Below are 19453 nucleotides of genomic sequence, written 5' to 3' on the forward strand. Positions count from 1 at the left end.
GCCTTTAAGCCGTAGGGCGCAACTTCACCAACTCATTCATCACCCCATCGAGACCGCCATATACGGAAATCTTATCGATGCGGGTGCTGACCCGCTCCAAAGCTTCCAGTTCTTTCAAGCGCAACAGTACCGGGTTGTTATCCATCAGCTTGGCGGTATTGTGCAGAGATCGCATAGCTTGGGTTTCTTCCCGGCGCTTAATCAGGTTTGCCTCAGATTCCTTCTGCGCTTCTACGACCTGGTTGAGGATCATCTTCATATCGCCGGGCAAAATAATATCCTTGACCCCGACACTGGTAAGCTCGACACCAAATGTCGCCAGCTTGTCACGGATGCCGGTCGCAATCACAATATTCAGCCTGTCCTTATCGGCCAATAAGCTATCCAGAGTTTGTGTTCCCACAGCCTCCCTTAAGTGCAGCTGCAATTCTCGATAAATAAAACCTGTGCAATCACTGAGCTTTAGCGCCACCTTTTTCGCATCAGTAATTTTGTAAGCGCCGGTTAAATTGACACGCAGGCTGACCCGATCCTTGGTCAGAATTTCCTGGCCACTGACTTCGATAGTTTTCAGCCGCAAGTCCAGTACCTTGACTTCGATAGAGCGGTTGTATTTCCAGTAGCCATAGCTGCCGGGCTGTAGCACCTTTTCCAACTTGCCATTGACCATTAATAGTCCCACATGCTCATCGGGAATCTCGTTGTAGCTTACCGCCTGAAGAGCGGTGCGCATTTGCCCAGCACGTACACCTCGCCCCAATAGACCCAGGACTTTTTTATCGATGGCATACTCCTCGGAGATATCCACGATTTCCACCCGCACGGATTCACCGCCTTTCCACACAGCGCGAAAAGTACCGGGTGGCAAAATATCTACCAAATGATTATCCCGGTAGAATAATCCCACTTGATGGTCCGACAATTCATAAGATTGCAGGTATTTACCAAGGATTTCACCGTAGGTGTTCAATAAAAATTTGGCTTTGATTTCACCGAATACCACATCGGTAATATCGTAAGTTTCTACCCGCACATCACCGGACAATAGAGATATACGATGGCTGCCTGGTGGCAACACCCCTTCGAAACGGTTGCGGCGAAATAGCAGCACTCGCTCGCTATCCGCAACATCCACGTTCTTCCATATTTTGAACAGAGATATCATGGTTCTTATCTTTTATTCCATTTCCATTCTGCGTTACCCCATGGGGCCGCAAAGGTGGGGCCGGTCCAGCGACTGGTGGTAAACCGTTTGTGCCGAGCAGGACCCAGCGGCAGAGGAATTGCAACCTTCTCCACCAGGCTCACCCTGAGCCTTCAGCCAAATTCCCTGGCCAGGAGAAACAGTCACAAATCTTGCCGCTGGATCGCACAGGGCAAACCCACGATTAACGACACAGCTGCCGGAGCACCTCCGCGATAAACCGTTAAATCCTATTTACCGCATCGGGAGGTTGTCGGACCCCGGATAGATTTTTAACAGGGAGTCGAACCCCAGGCTCTCGCCTCTTTTCCAGATCGTTTTGAGAACGATGGGACTTTGGCAGGAATCGAACCTGCTACCAATCGATGAGTTATCGACTGCTCTACCAAATGAGCTACAAAGTAAATGTTTGAACTTCTATCCCGTGGGTACACCTGCCGCCATAGGCGGTGATGCCAGGCCGGGATTCAGAACCGGCTCCGCTGACGGGCTAAAGAACTCAAACTCGGTTGCGGCAACCCGGCAAATTCGCCCGGCGGCCTGCATACTTTAGCAATTGCCTTAGTTCGGCCGATCCCTGGCCTAAAACGCGTCAGCCTTTGACGCAAACCACTTGCTTGAGGGTGTAGACGATTTCCACCAGATCTTTCTGTGCTGCCATAACCTTTTCAATAGGTTTGTAGGCCGATGGGGTTTCATCGATCACACCCTCGTCTTTTCGGCACTCCACATCGGCGGTGGCCGCGCGGTGCTCCTCCAAGGAGACCAGCTTTTTGGCCTTGGTGCGGGACATCACTCGCCCGGCCCCATGACTACAGCTACAGAAGCTTTCTTCATTACCCAGCCCCCGCACAATAAATGACTTGGCGCCCATACTACCGGGAATAATGCCCATTTCGCCGGTACGCGCTCTTACAGCGCCTTTCCGGGTCACCAATACATCCTTGCCGTAATGATGCTCGCGGGAGACATAATTGTGGTGACAATTCACCGCTTCCATACGCGCCTCAAAATCCATCCCCAGGGCCTGCTTCACCGCGTTAATAGTGCGCGCCATCATCACTTCACGATTGATACGGGCAAACTCCTGCGCCCACTCCACCGCTTGCACATAGTCGTCAAAGTGCTCGGTACCTTCCGGGAAATAGGCCAGGTCATTGTCCGGCAAGTGGATATGCCAGCGCTCCATATCCCGCTTGGCTTTCTCAATAAAGTAAGTGCCTATTCGATTTCCCACTCCCCGGGAGCCACTATGCAACATCAACCACACGCTACCCTGTTCATCCAGGCACATCTCGATAAAGTGATTGCCTGTACCAAGTGTTCCCAAGTGATTGATATTATTAGTATTTTTTAATACCGGATGCCTCTCTTTGAGCAGTTCAAACTGGGCGGCTAGAGGCGCCCAACCGGCAAGTGCATCGTCCGGTGGGTTCTCCCAAGTCCCCTTGTCCCGCCCTCTCCCCCGGTGCCGGCCAGTGCGGCCGTGGGGCACAGCGCGTTCGATGGCGCTGCGCACTCCAGCCAGGTTGTCCGGCAGTTGCGCCGCCGTCAGGCTGGTGCGAACCGCCATCATGCCGCAGCCAATATCCACCCCTACGGCAGCGGGAATTACTGCCCCCAGAGTTGGGACCACGCTGCCAATAGTGGCGCCTTTGCCCAGATGTACATCAGGCATCGCCGCGACCCATTTATGGACGAATGGCATCTGCGAGATATTTTTGAGCTGCGCTTTGGCTTCATCTTCAAAAGGCACACCCAGGGTCCAGGACTTAATCGGTACCCCACCTGCCTGCATTACTTCATATGGCATTGGTTTCATCTTCCACTCCTTTTGAAACCGCGCTTGGTATTCATGTGTTTCATTTAGTTATTGATATAGCGAATTGGGTGCCAACTTTTGCAAACAGCTGAAAAATACTTGTAACTTGTTGTTTTTTAACGATTTATTTTCTATCTCAGGGTTTTTTAGTAGATTTCTTGAGACAAGGGATTTATAAATATCTATCTTTTTTGATAGTTAAATCATATTTTAGATAGCATGAAGACAATCGCTATCAGTATTCTCGGTACCAGTAAGGACCGGCGCGGCAAAGGCGACAAGCGCTGGGATAAGTGGCGCCCAAACATTTCCATGTGCCAGCACGATGACCTATTGATCGATAGGCTGGAGCTCCTTTTCGACAACCACTCGAGAAGCCTGGCTGACCAGGTCACAGAAGATATTGCGCGGGTCTCTCCAGAGACCGAAGTGGTCCACCACCGGGTGAACTTCAATGACCCTTGGGATTTCGAGAGCGTGTATAGCAATCTGCTGGATTTCGCCCGCGCCTATAGCTTCAAGCCGGATGACGAGCAGTACCTGGTGCATATCACCACCGGTACCCATGTAGCTCAGATCTGCTTGTACCTGTTAACAGAGGCGGGGTATTTCCCCGGGCGTCTGCTGCAAACTTCCCCGGCGCGAAAGAACAGTAGCTTGCCGGGCGAATACCAAATCATCGATTTGGACCTGTCCAAATACGACCAGATTGCCTCGCGCTTCCAGAGGGAACACCAGGAGGGCACCACCTATCTGAAGGGGGGAATCGAGACCAACAATCTCGCTTTTAACCAGATGATCGAGCAGCTGGAGCAGGTATCGATTCGCTCCGACGCCCCCATACTAATTACCGGTCCCACAGGGGCAGGTAAATCCCAGCTGGCCCAGCGTGTCTTTGAACTACGCAAGCAGCGGGGCAAGCTGGAGGGTGGCCTGGTAGCCGTTAACTGCGCCACCCTGCGCGGCGAAAATGCCATGTCCGCGCTGTTCGGCCATCGTAAAGGCGCCTATACCGGTGCCACCACCCACCGGCCAGGCTTGCTAATAGAAGCAGATAAGGGTCTGCTGTTTCTCGATGAAATCGGTGAGTTGGGATTGGATGAGCAGGCCATGTTATTGCGTGCGATTGAGCACAAACGCTTTATGCCTTTCGGCTCTGATAAGGAAGTAAGCAGTCACTTCCAGCTGATCGCCGGTACCAATCGGAATCTGGTACAGCTCTGCCAAGAAGGTAAATTTCGTGCAGACCTGCTCGCCCGTATCGATCTGTGGACCTACCGACTGCCCTCTCTACGAGAGCGCATTGAAGACCTGGAACCCAATATAGATTTTGAGTTAGAGGCTTTCTCCAGGAAATCCGGACATCTTGTCAGCTTTAATAAAGCAGCACGGGAAAAGTACCTGAGTTTTGGGCGCTCCCGCGAGGCCAGCTGGTCTGCGAACTTTCGCGATCTTAACGCCAGCATCCTGCGTATGGGTACCCTCGCCGACGGTGGGCGTATCACGACTCAGGTAGTGGAAGAGGAAATCCATAGGTTGCGAATTAAATGGCAAAACCCACTAACAGATTCATTGCTACCCCTTGCCCGTATCGAAACACTGTTGGGGCGTGACCACATCGAGCAGATGGATTACTACGAGCAAATCAAACTAGCTGGGCTAATTCAGGTTTGTGCAGAGTCCAATTCGATGGCAGAGGCCGGACGCAAATTATTTCAAGTGAGCCGCACCTCAAAAAAATCCAACAACGACTCACACCGGGTACGCCAACTTTTAGATAAATACGGTCTTAAATTCGACCAGCTGAATAAAACATAGAGGCCCTTTGGCATCTTTTTTTGTTAGTCTGATTCCAAAAGCCGGACGCTGGATCATGGAATGAGATACACCTATTTAACGCCGTTTATTTTCTTACTCAGCGCCTGTGAGCCAACCCAATTCGCAGGTGGTACCGCCTTGCCAGATGGCTCTGTTTACAAAGGCGAGATGCTTAACGGTCTGTTTCATGGGCAGGGTCAGCTCGAATGGCCCAATGGCAGCCATTATCGTGGCGACTTTCGAGAAGGTCGCATGACAGGTGAAGGTGAGCTAACTGGAAGTGATGGCTGTAGCTACGAAGGGGAGTTCCTAAACGGAGAATTCCATGGCAAAGGCCGCTATAACTGCGATGAAACTGAATGGGCGGGAGAATTCCATGAAGGGGAGCTGCAAAGCGGTACTTTAAATTGGGATGAAGATGGGAGCTATCATGGTGAATTTTTAGACTTTGATCCCCACGGCGAAGGCAAACTCACTGCGGAAGATGGCAGCCTTTATCAGGGCGTCTTTGAATACGGATACTTAATACAGGGCAGCTACTCAGATAGCGATGGCTATCGCTATACCGGCAGCTTCGAGTACGGCTCCTATTCCGGCGAAGGTGAACTCACCCAGCCTGACGGTACGATTATCCGTGCCACTTTTCGCTATGGAGAAGCAGAAGGAGAAGGCGTACGAATAAGTACGGATGCTGAAGGAAACACTGTCGAGGAGTCTGCCTATTTCTCCGGTGGTACCTATTATCCCAGCGAAGACGCCTGGCGCGCACAGACAGATATTCCCGGTGCCCAAGCAGAAGCCAGGCTCTACAGTGAGAGTGAGCGCTTACAAAGTGCCATAGCCGCCCTCCCCTCACAGCGGCCCGGCGTACGCGATATTTACACCCTACTGATAGGTGGTGACGGTACCTCTCCAGTATTTGCCAGGGAGCTGGACTGGGTGGCAGAGCGCCTCGATGAAGCCTTTAGCATTGACCAACGTATGCTGCGCCTCAGTAACGGCGGCGGATACGGTTTTCCCCTGGCTACCCGCACCAGTATCCAGGAAAGCCTCAATGCAATTGATCAGTTAATGGACCCCAAAGAAGATTTACTTCTTATACACCTGGTCAGCCATGGTGCTCGAAATGGAGATTTCAAAATTGCCGAGGGGGAGATTCCCTTAAACGATTTCTCACTGAAAGATGGGCAACAATGGCTGGATAATATTAACGCTCAGTACCAGTGGATCGTTGTTTCAGCCTGTTTTTCCGGTCAGTGGGTAGAGGTTCTGAATAGCCCCAATCGGGTAATCTTCACTTCGGCTGCAGCTGATCGCAGCTCCTTTGGATGTAGCGATGACTCTGAGCGCACCTGGTTTAGTTCCGCGCTTTACGGTGAAGCCCTCAATCAGGGAGTGAATAATCCTGAGGCATGGTTTGAAGCCGCCAAGTTAAAAGTAACCGAGATGGAACAGGAACAGGGGATTAAAAGAAGCCGCCACTCCCTGCCCCAATATTCAGTGGGAGAGAATTTCCTAATGTGGTGGCATGGAAAAAAATCGATTTATTAATTTTGGAATTCCGGTGCAAACCGACTAAAAAATTATTTTTGGTACTATTCACTATCTACCATAATACCAAGCGAAAGGAGATACCTTCTTGGAGTTCGCTAGCCTCTCTGTAGAATTATTGTTTATTTTGTTTTTCGTCGCCGTTATTGCGGGCCTACTTGATACACTAGCAGGTGGGGGCGGCCTGATAACTGTACCGGCCCTTATTCTTAGTGGCGTCCCGCCACTAGCTGCCTTGGGTACCAATAAGCTACAAGGTAGTATTGGTACTGCAACTGCTACCTACATGATGCTTAAAAACAACAAGATCAGTTGGGATGGGATTAAAAATCTAATGCTATCTGCCTTTATTGGCGCAGCCATGGGCACAATAGCAGTACAGTTCATCAATACTGATGTTTTGTCATTTATTATCCCTGCTGTTCTTTTATTTATCGCTATTTATTTTATAGTTTCTCCATCCCTTACTTATAGTAGTAGTAAACCCAAGGTCTCAAGAAAGAAATACCAATATGGCGTAATCCCATTTATTGGTTACTATGATGGTATGTTTGGCCCCGGAACTGGATCATTTTTTGCTTTATCAGGCGTTGCCTGTAGGGGACAGGATTTACTAACCTCCACGGCCAATGCAAAACCTCTCAATTTTTCCACTAATATCGCATCTTTAATCGTATTCTTATTTGCCGGTCAAATTTTATGGGTTGCGGGAATCTTAATGATGATTGGACAAGTTATAGGTGCCTGGCTGGGATCTCATTTTCTATTTAAAATTAATCCTGGTTATTTACGGGGATTGGTAGTTCTTATGTGTGGTGGAATGTTAATAAAATATATCCACTCTATGGGATGGATAGATTATATTTTCTGAAGGGTATGGAGGTGGCTGGAATTCAGAAAAATCAGATTAAACATTAAGACTTTGGATTGTTTTATGGAGCATCTAAAAAGATCTTTAATGAACTTCTTTTTTAAGCTCCATCAACTCCTTCTTGATCTCGGCAATTTGATTCGATAGCTTGCTCTCAAAATCCTCATTGATTATCGACATATACTGCTCAAACCGGCTCTGTTTTATTAGATATTCTAATCTTTCTAGCAATTCATCATTGGAAACTCTTCTCTTGGCTCGTTTCCTGGTAAATTTTATCAGTGGCTTTACCCAGTCAGGCAGTCGATAATAAGTATTTTGAAAACCTCTGCTCATGGAGTATCTAAAACCATTTTTCCGTATATAGATAGATAGCTTTGATGGTAGTAACCTACAAAATAGATTTAAATATTTATCCATCTTACTGCAGTCGGAATACCACTCTCTCACCAAACTCTGCTTATCTCTATCTAACTTCAGAGCGCCTAAAGCTTCATTAAATTCTCTTTCTGTATATTTCTCTATTAATTTTGACTTAATTAATAGAGAAATTACTTTTTTATCACCATAAAGCGGTCGTAATTCTATCAAATACAGCAACCAACACCCCAGAAGATCATTCTTATAATCCGCATCACTAGCATTTTTTGTTAAGTAGTCAAATACAAAGTGGTATTGATTCACCAATTGCTGAACCATTAGATCACTTTCCTTTTCATCCATGTTGACTAAACTATACGACCCAATTTCTGGCAAAACTAATATTGATTTAGCCTTGATGGTTGTTATCCAATGTAGAGAGTGACCATTAACGCAGGAACCCAAAATAAATTCGGATACTTTATTTCCACAAACAAAGTCCCTGCGATAAAACCTCCTGACATTTATAGAATTTATTTTTAAAACAAACCTGGATTTATCGCCAATAGATTCTGAAAATTTTTGTAGGGGTTTATTATGGCTAAAAAATACTATATCCGGATTCTCTCTATTGACTATACTCTGTAATTTGGGGATCAATGTAGGGTACCAACAATCTCCCTCATCGATAAATCCAACATACTCTCCAAAAGTATTTTTTACTCCAAATTCAAAAATTAGCTGGTCATCAATCTGTGAAGTACTCGGAATATAAATACTTCGAATTCTGGGCATTGAACCTGTAAAATTATTAATCCGACTGCACTCATCATTTTCGCAAAAATGAAGAACAAGAATCTCTATATCCTTGTATTGCTGTCGAATAATACTCTGCAGACAGGTATTGAGATAGACACCGCTAGACTTTGAAATAACGACAATCGAAATCATGCGCATACCACTGAAGTTCGGTAATCTAATACAGAATTAGCAGTATCTGGATCTTTGTCAAAGAGCATTCTCAAATCCGCATTACTCAATGATAGAAAAGATCTTGTAAACTGAGATAGAAAGCTCCCCCTATACTCTTCGTCAAGATTACGCCAGCACCAGTTAAACAATGCTAACTTGCTTTTGACATACAAGTGGTAAAATCTATCTCTAAGATTAATATTCTCATTAAAGAAATCTTCAATCTCATCAAAAACCTGTAATACAGATATACGCCGTGCATCTGAAATATTTGACAGCCTATTTCCTGTGGAATCGACATGATGAATACAAAAAGGGGATTCAAATAATGCAATATCTTTAGCATTTGTGAGCAAATTCCAATGTGCTAACACATCATTATGTACAGGCGTTTGTGAAAACCTAAGGGAAACCCTTTTTGCATAACTGGTTTTAATCAATCTATTCCAAGGGAAGGGTGTTAAACATAGAATGCTATCAAGATCAAAAGTGGAGAAAGTCCTGTTAACAAAGGCTCTAAGCGCCCTGTAGAAAATGGAATTGTCATCACCTGCCATACCGAGATTAATAGTGCTTCCGGGAAATCTACACTGATAGGCCATCAACAAAACATCACTGTTAACTTTTGTAGCAATTGAAACAGCTCGATCCAACATATTTGGGAGGATTAGATCATCGGCATCAAAAAATAAAGTCAGCGGTTCAGATATTTGATCAAGAGCACTATTCCTACAATAGCCTGCCCCATTGTTACCATCGTTTAAAATAATTTTATATGGGGTTCTATTTTTCTGAAGAAAATCAGCGGCCAACCCAACCGTGGTATCTGAGGAATTATCGTCAGATAAGTAAATTTTTACATCAGTCGTATTATTATGAACAATAGAGTTCAACGTATTGACAATATTATTTTTTTCATTGTATGTTGGTATCACCACCCCAACTTTACTGTTAGGCATACAAATTCTCTTTATAATTCTCTCAATTATCCCAAAGCAGCAGAATTAAATGAAAACACAATAAATAAATTAATTTGAATATAATCAAGTCTGATAAAGGCTGTACCACTTAAAGTAGACAGCTATACACCTTTTTTCAAACTTATTAATCGATAATTTGCTTAAGCTAGATGCTTTCGGGAAGGCTAGGGTATGTAACAAGAGAATTGGACGCCTACTCAAGGCGCCTAGATTTTCCAGAACCAACTCTTAGAGTTTTGATTAGGTGTTATATGGCAAGAATAATATCTTCAATCGGTTTATCAAATTTTATTAAATCTTTATTTTTCTCATATTTATACAGCTTGATATAAGCTTTAAACATAGCTGAAGGTGATTCCTGCAAAAGTGAAACCAGATAATCCCTCCCCTTTAACTCTTCGATTCTATTGCCGATATAGAAACCTACAAAATACAGCGGGCTATCCCATACTGCAGAAAAACCCAAATGATAGATTTTGTCAAAGTCTAAACTTGAGTCAATGCATGCACGAAAAAGCATTGTTTCAAATAAAACAAAGTTACTATCTATTCGCTGCAAATTTCTTTTAAATTTTTTCTTAAACCATTCTGTGTACTCTTTTCCGTCTGTAACATTTAATGGAGAACCCACAATAGAGGCTATACCCTCCAGACGGGTTTGATTTAAGATTTTCTCACAATTAGAGTCTGGATTTTCTCCCTTTCCATAAAAATTGGACTGAACAACATGATATAACTCATGTGTTGAAAGTGTCAGTAAACCTTCATAATCTCCTTTAAAATACTGCAGCGCAATATAAAAGTTATCATCTTTGGCCCAACCGTCAGAAGTTCCCCCGACTACCATAAAAATATTGGTATCAAAGGAAATATCTTTAGGAGAATAATCACCAATCCCCCTCTTTACACTGTTTAAGTATTGCTGAGGATTGCTCTTTATTATCTTGAGTATATCTTCAACTTCGGACAATCGTTCATTTAACTGTTGAAATCTAAAGGGATCATTTTTAACTGGATTATCTTCAACAACGTCGATCAAACTAGACCGAAATGACTCAGTATTGGCTTTACTGTCAAATCTTGAGGTTTGATGGATCGTTGCTTGTATACCCTGCAAACTCACCAGCTTATCTAATTGATCATCAGATACTTTGTCTCCGGATAAAATATCAACTAATCTATCAGCACTCTCAAAATCAATTGTTATATTATCCGTTACTTTCCCTGAGGAAAAAGCCGTAAGACTTATCAGTGACAAGCCTAAAAAAATCACGCACTTAAAGATATTCATTTTACCTCTCGTAAAAATGTAAAAGAAAAGAATAACCAGGTATTTAATCTAAAAAGAATGCTTATTGTGTGATTATTAGACCTTTATTGCCTACACAACCTCCACTCCGAATATGAGACAAAAACAATGCACTTTATGCCAACAAAGCGACTTGTGTTTTCAGCTGTCTCTAAGAAAGTTTTGCTTACGACAGAGGAAATCTTAAAAAGATTAAATCCCACCCACAGGTTGTGAATGGGATTCAGGGTAGGCTTAGGCAGACTTCTGTTCTTCAATAAAGCGCTGCATCTGCTCTTCCAGCATCGAAAGAGGCAAAGCACCATTACTTAACAGTGCATCGTGAAACGATCGCAAATCAAACTTATCGCCAAGCTCCTTTTCCGCAAGAGCTCGCAGCTGGCGAATTTTGATTTCCCCCATCTTGTAAGATAGCGCCTGCCCCGGCCAGGATATGTAGCGATCTACTTCTGCGCGTACATTTGCTGGGGACAGCGAGGTGTTATTAGATAAGAAGTTCAGTGCCTGCTGCCGTGTCCAGCCCTGAGAGTGAATACCGGTATCGATCACCAAGCGAGCGGCACGCCACATTTCATAGCTGAGTCGCCCAAAGTGCTCGTAAGGAGTGGTGTACAGCCCCATCTCTTTACCCAGTCGCTCTGAATAAAGTGCCCAGCCCTCTCCATAAGCGCTAAGGTAAAGGTTGCGACGAAAGTCCGGTACATTCTCAAGCTCTTGCGAGAGAGCATTCTGTAAGTGGTGGCCAGGTACAGCTTCATGCAGGCTGAGAGCTGGTAGCTCATACAGGGGTCGCTGGTCCAACCCATGAGTATTCAGCCAATAGGCACCGCCACGGGTGCCGCCAACGGCGGCTGGGTTATAAGAAGCTGTGGTGTAGTTGGGTGCTATTTCACTAGGCACCGGTACCACGCCATAGGGCGTACGTGGTAACAGGTTAAAGAACTCCGGCAGTACGTAGTCAATACGTTTGGCAATATAGGCCGTTTCCTTGAGCAGCTGTTCCGGTGTTTTGGCATAGAACTGAGGGTCTGTACGCAGGAACTGCGTAAACTCTGTAAAACTCCCTTTAAAGCCCGACTCCTTGATCAGAGCTTTCATTTCCGCGCGAATTCTCTTCACCTCAGCAAGGCCTGTACGATGAATCTCCGCCGGGTCCAGATCCAGGGTCACGTAGTAGCGGATATTGTGGCGATAGTAATCACTGCCACCGGGCATCTGCTCGGCACCCAGGGTCTTACTGGCAGCCTTCAGGTAGTCACCCTCAAGGAAATCCGCCACCCGTCCAAATGCGGGGATCGCCACCTGCTCGATCGCGGCAAGGCCCTGCGCACGCAGGCGCTTTTGTTCGTCGGGAGCTATGGTTTGCGGCATTTCAGCAAAAGGTTTGTACAAACTGCTCTTGCTGGGATCTTTGTATACCTGGGCGCGTACAGTTGGTGCTATACCTTCAACAACGATTTTGGGCAGCACAAAGCCTGTGCGAATTCCCTCACGCATGTTGGCAATATTCTCATCGAAGTAGCGACCAAACTCACCAATACGGGCGATATAGGCTTCATAGTCAGCAACATCCCTCATCCCCAAGCCGCTATTTGCCTCCAGTGCACTAGCGTAAAAGCTCGAGAAGGTGTTCAGGGGAATTCGATCGAGGAACAGCTCTTTTTCTTCAACGGAGCTGGCCAAGACCCAAGAGAGCAGTTCACTATTCACTCGATCTGAGGCACTCAGCTTACGTTGGTCAATCGCTTCCAGACGCCCTATAAAAGCCTGCTCTGCCTCAATACGACGCTGGCGGTCTTCGGCAGTAACGCCAGGCAGCTTGTGGTTATAATCGGAAACACCAACCCGCCCCGCAGTAATCGGGTTCTCTCTAAGGGTGAACTGCCAGTGATCGGCAATAACACTCTGAAGCTCTTCGGTAGCAGTTGCAGCCCAGGCTGAGGGCACCATTAAACTGGCGGTAATCATCGCTCCCGCCAGTGACTTCAGGTAATCAGTAAAGGATCTCTTGGATTTCACCCTGGGCTCCATAGTGTTGTTAGTATCTTTAGAGAACAACAGAGCTTGCTCAATTAATTCACCTAATGACCATAGGGAAGCAAGCTTGTTTCAGCACTATACATGAAGGGAGCTAAAGGGGCTCGGTGGGATAAACATGCCACTACGGCAAAGGCGGGGAAGTATCCCTCCCTCCGCCAAGTGGTCAGCCTATTGACAGTTAAGCAGCATGGGAATAACAGAACACATCGTATTTTTCACTCAGTCCGAGGGAGTACATCGATTTACTCCAAAAGGAGTTGATAAACCAGTTGCGGAATTCGTCCGTGGTTGGGAACCAAAATTCACCAAAATTTGGATCGAAAAACGCTACATCCTCTGCAACCCAGGCCGCCATAGCATGACCTCCCATTTTTCCTTCAATGCCGATCTTCTTATAGGTACCCACACCTTTAGGCGGCTTTCTCAGAATTTCATTAACCAGATTGGCCGGATTCTGCCGTGTCGTTTTTCCTCTCCCATAAAAGTCGCCATGAAAAGCCTGGATTCGATCCGGGGCATTTGCTCCACGATTCACGACGCTGTCATTTGTGTGTACTCTTAGAATATTATTGGATCGGAGCCATGACTCAGAGACCCTATCCTGATTAACGGCATTTCCACCAATCTGGTGCAAAGTCATTACGTGAAAAAGATGTTGTTCACTCAGTGTGCCATTGGGGAAAAGCCAATTCCAAAGGCTGCCTTCCTTTGCGTGATGCTTTATCCAGTGTACAGAAAGAGATTCACAAATTCCGGCAGAGGTATCTTTATGTATAGTGATCAGTCCCTTCACCGGATTTAAACACTGACTGAAATTGTACAGGAGCGTGCCACCATACTGTTGCACCGATCTCTGAACAGGAGCAACTCTTGTTCCAGTAATTGAAAGTACTGTTTTATCAAACCAAATTGGCATACCCACACCTCTGTATTTGCAAAAATATAAGCACTCTGTTTAGTGCATTACTGTGTCTGCGTAAGATTGAAACAAAAAAAAATTAGGGTAGGTAGGTGTCTATTTTTTTTTAAAATCGACTCTGGAACTTTTTTATTTTCGCTATAAACGCCAACTTAAAATCGGCTCTGGCACGGATATAAATTTGACTCTGGCACTATTTTTAATAGCTAGGAACATCATTCCTATTCATCAAAAATTTTCCCCTGTATCAGACTAAAACTCACAAACTAGTCAACTTGCACATATTCTGTAAATCGACTCTGACACTATTTTTAATTAAAAAAAATCGGATTATGACTGAGTTCCTTTCTGCTTTACGCCGTATTTATCTATAGATGACAGGCTATGCCTGCAGTTTCAGGTAAGTAACCACCAACTCGATATGGTTGTCTTCAAGGTGAATGTATAGTCAGATGGGCTTAGGGAGCCTCTGAATAATTCCATGGTTCCTATGTCCTCAGAGCAGTTCGCAATCGAGGCGCGGCTTTGTGCAATGTCCAAGCCTTTCCGAAAATCACATCACTAAGTGTAATTCGCTCTGAAAACCGGACAAGATGGGGCTTGACGGCCACGGCTACTGCGTTGCGGCTTTCGCAAAGGACTAAGGCCATTAGTGCGAGCTGCACCTGACATCTTTAGCCTTCAAGACCCGCTGAGATATTACGAAATTGGTCGGAGGCTCCATAAATAAAGGAGCAAAAGAAGGCAGCCGAGAATCCGGCTGCCAAGTGCCCATGGGGGGAGGGCTAAGAGGGTAGCATTGGTAGCGTTCTACTATTCCACCAGTACTACAAATTAAAACAATACCTAACCTACGCCCGACAAATATAAGAACCAACTTTATAGCCGCAGATTCAGCCATAGATAACTATTGGTCCAAAATAATAACTGATAAGGGATATTATTGATCTGGCTTATATTTTAATTTATTAAAACCCAATTTTTTCTTTTCTTCCTACACCAAGACCTCTATATGGTTGGGGAAGCCTGAAATTAACAGGATGGTATTCCAAATGTACAGGTTGAGCATTTTGGGAAATCTGTATAAATTTCTTAGCTTGACGTGCTTTCTTACTCTCAATATCCTCAAGCGCTATTTTATACTGCTCAGAATCTTTCGGTATTCTTCTCAACCTCAATATTTTAAGTGCTGGATCTTCTGGCGGCTGAAGACCTCCCTGATCTATGCCACCAAATTCAATGTCTTTTGATTTGATAGGTGTAAAATAGCTAAATTCCACTCCATTCTTCACAATCATTGCCAGCACTTTCATGTCGGGACTCATCGCATATTTTACTTTATGCTGTCTAAGGAGATTGAGAGCTCTCTTGGTAGGTGCGTTGGGCAGTTTGAGCCTTCTATAAACCTCTTTCAGTCCTTCTTCACCATCTTCCCAGCCAAATACAGCCATTTCAGGTGAAGTATATTTAGTTTGCTGGCCGGCATAACTCTGATTACCCGGCCCGGCCCACGAAAGAAGGCCAGCGGAATTAGATGCTGTATGCTCTTGAAGTAAACCTGGATCTAAGGCAAAGCTACGCATCATGGCTACGCCTCTGTAATAGAGCCACGTTTCATTCATATTTGGACATTTGCAGCCCATTACGCCGTTGACCTTATTCTGACACTTAAGAAATCCACTGAAGCCGCCCTTATGGGCATTCAAGCCTAATTTAGGAACCAATCCTCCGGCACTGAGAATGTCAGCTTTTGAGCGGGTTAGCTCGCCTCTTCTACCTGTTAATATCGGCATACTTTCTCTCCATAACTTCTATCAGGTTTTTCAAAAAAACTATTAAAGCTTTAGCTAAACTCTATCAGCCTATCTCACATCAAAACCGAGAAAATTTAGCATTCACGAAAACCCATAAAAACTAAAAAAACAACGAGCTATGTTCCACTGACGTAAAGCCTGAGAAGAATAGTTTTACCAATCCAAACTGGTATTTTTATTTCCTGGATTTTTTTAGTAGTAATAGGCATTCAAAAATCCTTTTAAACAAACATCACAGAATTTTTTGGAAGTCCTAGATTGGATCATGCCTGGTATTGAAACAGAAAAATTTTGGCGCAAAAAGTCAAACCCAGGACTTTTTAAATCCACTCTGGCACCATTTTTTTAAGCCATATAAGTTTTAAGCCTGGAAGGGAACTCGAGGAGCTGTTAGGCGAATTTAATTGATTATTGTATTGTTTTTTAATCAGTATCTTGTAAGTGGAGAAAATTTGTAGAAAGACTTGTTACACCTTGACTACAAAATGAGATTCTAGTCGCGCAATAAAAATAGGATAATTACTATTTACGCTAACCCTATATACAAAACCATTCAGTTCTCTAATTGCTTAAAAACTGTCAGCATAAAAGCTGACTTTAGCCTACACGATGATCACAGTGCGCTACGGGAAGCTATCGCGAATCCGTCAATCGAACCCGGTGATGAAGCCTGTGTAATAACCTTGCCTTAGGGGCAGCCCCGGCTAAGTATCTGCTTTGACCTGCGCTTTCCCGAACTCTACCGACGTTGGCAATAATCAGCGCGGAGGTTTCTGTGGTGCCTTCGGCGTTAACTCACGCCACCGGAAAGGCATAATGGATAAATTTATTGGGGGCACGCACCATCGAGAATGGCTGTTTGTGATTGCGGCCAACCAGAACGGCGCGCACTAGGATAAAAGACGTACCTGGGCACACTCTTTGATTATTGAGCTATGGGAAGCCGTGATCGCCGCCCGGCCAGATGCTAAAAGACTGGCCACGGCGCGTTGCCAAATGCCGCCGCTCTCCATGTACCAGCTCGGTGTCTAAATAAAAAAGGACACCCAACGGGTGTCCTTTTCCAAGATCTTAGCCGTGACCAAATGGTAGTGTTAAATCTGCTCTACCGTCTGCTCAATACGCCCAAAAATAGATTGGCCCTCACCATCCAACATCTCAATAGCGATGGTATTGCCAAAGTCCATAAACGGTGTGCTCGCTGAACCCTTTTGGATGGTCTCAATCATGCGAATCTCAGCAATACAGCTGTAACCAACACCGCCTTCTGCTACAGGCTTACCGGGGCCGCCATCCAACTTATTGGACACGGTTCCAGAGCCAATAATAGTGCCTGCACAAAGTGGACGAGTTCTGGCCGCATGGGCGACCAGTTGCCCGAAGTGGAAGGTCATATCCACACCGGCATTGGGCTCGCCAAACTTCTCACCATTCAGATGGGAAACCAGTGGCAGATGCAATTTACCCTCGCTCCAGTTTTCACCCAGTTGTTCAGGGGTTACGCAAACAGGGGAGAAAGCACTAGAGGGTTTGGACTGGTAGAAACCAAATCCTTTGGCCAGTTCTGCAGGTATCAAACCGCGCAGGGATACATCATTGACCAACATTACCAACTTGATATGGGACAGTGCATCCTCAGCGGACACCCCCATAGGGACATCGTCGGTAATCACGGCGATTTCTGCCTCGAAGTCGATGCCAAAGCCATTGCTTTGCGGCATTTTTACCGGCTCGCGCGGGGCCAGGAAGGTATCGGAACCACCTTGATACATGAGCGGATCACTGTAGAAGCTCTCCGGCACCTCGGCACCGCGGGCTTTGCGCACCAGCTCAACATGATTCACGTAAGCACTACCGTCGGCCCAGTGATATGCGCGCGGTAAAGGTGAAGCACACAGAGTTTGGTCAAAGGCTTCCCCTTGAATCTCACCATTCTGCAGGCGCTCATGTAGCTTCTCCAACTTGCTGCTGACAGATGCCCAATTGTCCAACGCACTCTGCATGGTGGGGGCAATATCGCCAGCTGGCACCATACGGGTAAGATCGTCGCTAACAACAACCAATTGGCCATCGCGGCCGGATTTAAGGCTGGCTAACTTCACTGTGCCTCCCCTTCAGTTTTTTCCACAAATTCTTCTTCCCCATGCATCCAGGCGGCGTGCCTTGGGGCTTTTTTAGTACGCGACCACTCTTCCAACATATCCTCAGCAACCCGCTTCAGCTCTTTGTGCATACCAGGCTTGGCGGTATTGGCGGCCAGCTCAATACGATGGCCGTTGGGGTCGAAGAAGTAGATCGACTGGAAGATAGTGTGATTGGTAGGGCCGAGTACGTCGACCCCGGCCGCCTCCAGTCGCGCTTTAGTCTCAAGCATTTCTTCCATGGACTCCACTTCGAAAGCGATATGCTGCACCCATTTAGGTGTGTTCTCATCGCGCCCCATCTCCGGGGAGTTAGGGATTTCGAAGAAGGCAAGCACATTCCCCATACCCGCATCCATAAAGACGTGCATGTAAGGGTCCGGCTCACCGGTTGAGGGTACCTCGTTTTCGGCAATGGCCAGCTGGAAGTCCATGCCGAGAAGATCGCGGTAGAATTCCACTGTCTCCTTGGCGTCCCTACAGCGATACGCCACGTGGTGAATGCGCTTAATGCCCATTGAAGCCTCCGTTATTATTCCTTTTCTTTAATGACGCCACGCTTGAGCTGGTCGCGCTCAATGGACTCGAACAGGGCCTTAAAGTTACCCTCACCAAACCCTTCATCTTCCTTGCGCTGGATAAACTCAAAGAATACCGGGCCGAGCATATTAGCGGAGAAAATCTGTAGCAGCAGGCGTGGTTGGCCGCCCTCGGTGGTGCCATCCAGCAGGATGCCACGGCTCTGGAATTCTTCAGTAGGTTCACCGTGCCCAGGCAGGCGCTCTTCCAGCATTTCGTAGTAGGTGTCCGGCGGCGGGGTCATAAACTCCATGCCGCGCTCTTTCAGGCGATCCCAACAGGCAATTAAGTCATCACAAGCAAAGGCGATATGCTGGATACCTTCGCCGTTGTACTTCATCAGGAACTCTTCGATCTGGCCGCCGCCACCAGCTGCTTCTTCGTTCAGCGGAATACGGATCTTGCCATCCGGTGCAGTCATCGCCTTGGACAGCAGGCCGGTGTATTCACCTTTGATATCGAAGTAACGAATCTCGCGGAAATTGAATAGGTCTTCGTAATACTTGGCCCAGTAATCCATACGGCCGCGATACACGTTGTGGGTAAGGTGATCCAGAGTGTGGAAACCACAACCTTCAGGGCGACGCTCTACGCCTTCTTCCCAGATAAAGTCGATATCGTAGATGGACTCACCATCTTCGTAGCGATCAATCATGTACAGGGTTGCACCGCCAATACCTTTGATTGCCGGCAGGTGCAGTTCCATCGGGCCGGTATTCACATGAACAGGCTGTGCACCTTTACGCAAGGCCTCTTCGTAGGCGAACTTGGCATCTTTCACGCGGAAGGCCAGGCCACAAGCGGAGGGACCGTGCTCCTGGGCGTAGTAATAGGCGTGGCTGTCGGGCTCGTAGTTGGTGATAAAGTTGATATCACCCTGGCGCCACAACTCCACTGCCTTGGAGCGGTGACGGGCGATTTTCTCAAAGCCCATGGCGGAAAAAACGGTTTCAAGGATGCCTTTTTCCGGCGCAGTAAACTCTACGAATTCGAAGCCGTTAAGTCCCATCGGGTTTTCAAATAAGTCGGCCATGCGGTCCTCCATTTCTTATCATCGCAGCACTTCAAAGCGG

The 19453-nt window shown here is 46.3% G+C and carries 14 protein-coding genes and 1 tRNA gene; 3 read left to right on the forward strand and 12 right to left on the reverse strand.

Features of this window, described 5'->3' with window-relative positions:
- Nucleotides 1–4: 4 nt before the first annotated feature.
- The 3 genes from ACJJIW_RS05630 to ACJJIW_RS05640 all read right to left on the reverse strand — a co-directional run bounded on the left by ACJJIW_RS05630 (nt 5) and on the right by ACJJIW_RS05640 (nt 3026).
- A complete protein-coding gene (locus tag ACJJIW_RS05630; protein ID WP_444936870.1) occupies nt 5–1165 on the reverse strand; it encodes a slipin family protein in 1161 nt (386 codons plus the stop codon).
- 370 nt (nt 1166–1535) lie between these two features.
- A tRNA-Ser gene (locus ACJJIW_RS05635) sits at nt 1536–1607 on the reverse strand.
- 189 nt (nt 1608–1796) lie between these two features.
- Nucleotides 1797–3026 (reverse strand): RtcB family protein, encoded by a 1230-nt coding sequence (locus ACJJIW_RS05640; protein ID WP_444936871.1) that lies wholly within the window; start codon nt 3024–3026, stop codon nt 1797–1799.
- Between the two features lie 219 nt (nt 3027–3245).
- On the opposite strand from ACJJIW_RS05640, the gene rtcR reads away from it, so the two are divergent.
- From rtcR to ACJJIW_RS05655, 3 genes are all read left to right on the forward strand, one after another.
- A complete protein-coding gene (rtcR, locus tag ACJJIW_RS05645) occupies nt 3246–4844 on the forward strand; it encodes an RNA repair transcriptional activator RtcR (protein ID WP_444936872.1) in 1599 nt (532 codons plus the stop codon).
- Between the two features lie 60 nt (nt 4845–4904).
- Entirely contained in the window at nt 4905–6395 is a 1491-nt protein-coding gene (locus ACJJIW_RS05650) for a C13 family peptidase (RefSeq protein WP_444936873.1), read from the forward strand.
- 88 nt (nt 6396–6483) lie between these two features.
- Nucleotides 6484–7266 carry a TSUP family transporter gene (locus ACJJIW_RS05655; protein WP_444936874.1) on the forward strand — a complete coding sequence of 261 codons (783 nt, stop codon included), beginning with the start codon at nt 6484–6486 and terminating at the stop codon, nt 7264–7266.
- 84 nt (nt 7267–7350) lie between these two features.
- On the opposite strand, the gene ACJJIW_RS05660 is transcribed toward ACJJIW_RS05655, so the two are convergent.
- The 9 genes from ACJJIW_RS05660 to hppD all read right to left on the reverse strand — a co-directional run bounded on the left by ACJJIW_RS05660 (nt 7351) and on the right by hppD (nt 19413).
- Complete coding sequence (locus tag ACJJIW_RS05660) at nt 7351–8577, reverse strand: glycosyltransferase family 2 protein (RefSeq protein WP_444936875.1); 1227 nt, start codon at nt 8575–8577, stop codon at nt 7351–7353.
- On the reverse strand, nt 8574–9557 hold the full coding sequence (locus ACJJIW_RS05665) for a glycosyltransferase family A protein (RefSeq protein WP_444936876.1): 984 nt from the start codon (nt 9555–9557) through the stop codon (nt 8574–8576). Before ACJJIW_RS05665 ends, ACJJIW_RS05660 begins: the two co-directional genes overlap by 4 nt.
- A gap of 268 nt (nt 9558–9825) precedes the next feature.
- Nucleotides 9826–10869 (reverse strand): DUF5700 domain-containing putative Zn-dependent protease, encoded by a 1044-nt coding sequence (locus tag ACJJIW_RS05670; protein ID WP_444936877.1) that lies wholly within the window; start codon nt 10867–10869, stop codon nt 9826–9828.
- A gap of 252 nt (nt 10870–11121) precedes the next feature.
- The gene (locus tag ACJJIW_RS05675; protein WP_444936878.1) at nt 11122–12906 is read right to left on the reverse strand and encodes a DUF885 domain-containing protein; all 1785 of its coding nucleotides are present in this window, start codon (nt 12904–12906) and stop codon (nt 11122–11124) included.
- Nucleotides 12907–13105: 199 nt separating this feature from the next.
- Nucleotides 13106–13843 carry a YopT-type cysteine protease domain-containing protein gene (locus ACJJIW_RS05680; RefSeq protein ID WP_282930441.1) on the reverse strand — a complete coding sequence of 246 codons (738 nt, stop codon included), beginning with the start codon at nt 13841–13843 and terminating at the stop codon, nt 13106–13108.
- Between the two features lie 971 nt (nt 13844–14814).
- On the reverse strand, nt 14815–15639 hold the full coding sequence (locus ACJJIW_RS05685; protein ID WP_282930442.1) for a hypothetical protein: 825 nt from the start codon (nt 15637–15639) through the stop codon (nt 14815–14817).
- A gap of 1115 nt (nt 15640–16754) precedes the next feature.
- Nucleotides 16755–17762, reverse strand: coding sequence for a fumarylacetoacetate hydrolase family protein (locus tag ACJJIW_RS05690; protein WP_282930443.1), 1008 nt, complete (start codon nt 17760–17762; stop codon nt 16755–16757).
- Nucleotides 17759–18319, reverse strand: coding sequence for a VOC family protein (locus tag ACJJIW_RS05695; protein ID WP_252084079.1), 561 nt, complete (start codon nt 18317–18319; stop codon nt 17759–17761). Before ACJJIW_RS05695 ends, ACJJIW_RS05690 begins: the two co-directional genes overlap by 4 nt.
- A gap of 14 nt (nt 18320–18333) precedes the next feature.
- Complete coding sequence (hppD, locus tag ACJJIW_RS05700; RefSeq protein WP_282930444.1) at nt 18334–19413, reverse strand: 4-hydroxyphenylpyruvate dioxygenase; 1080 nt, start codon at nt 19411–19413, stop codon at nt 18334–18336.
- Nucleotides 19414–19453: the final 40 nt, after the last annotated feature.

The organism is Microbulbifer maximicatervae (SeqCode) (assembly GCF_052467815.1).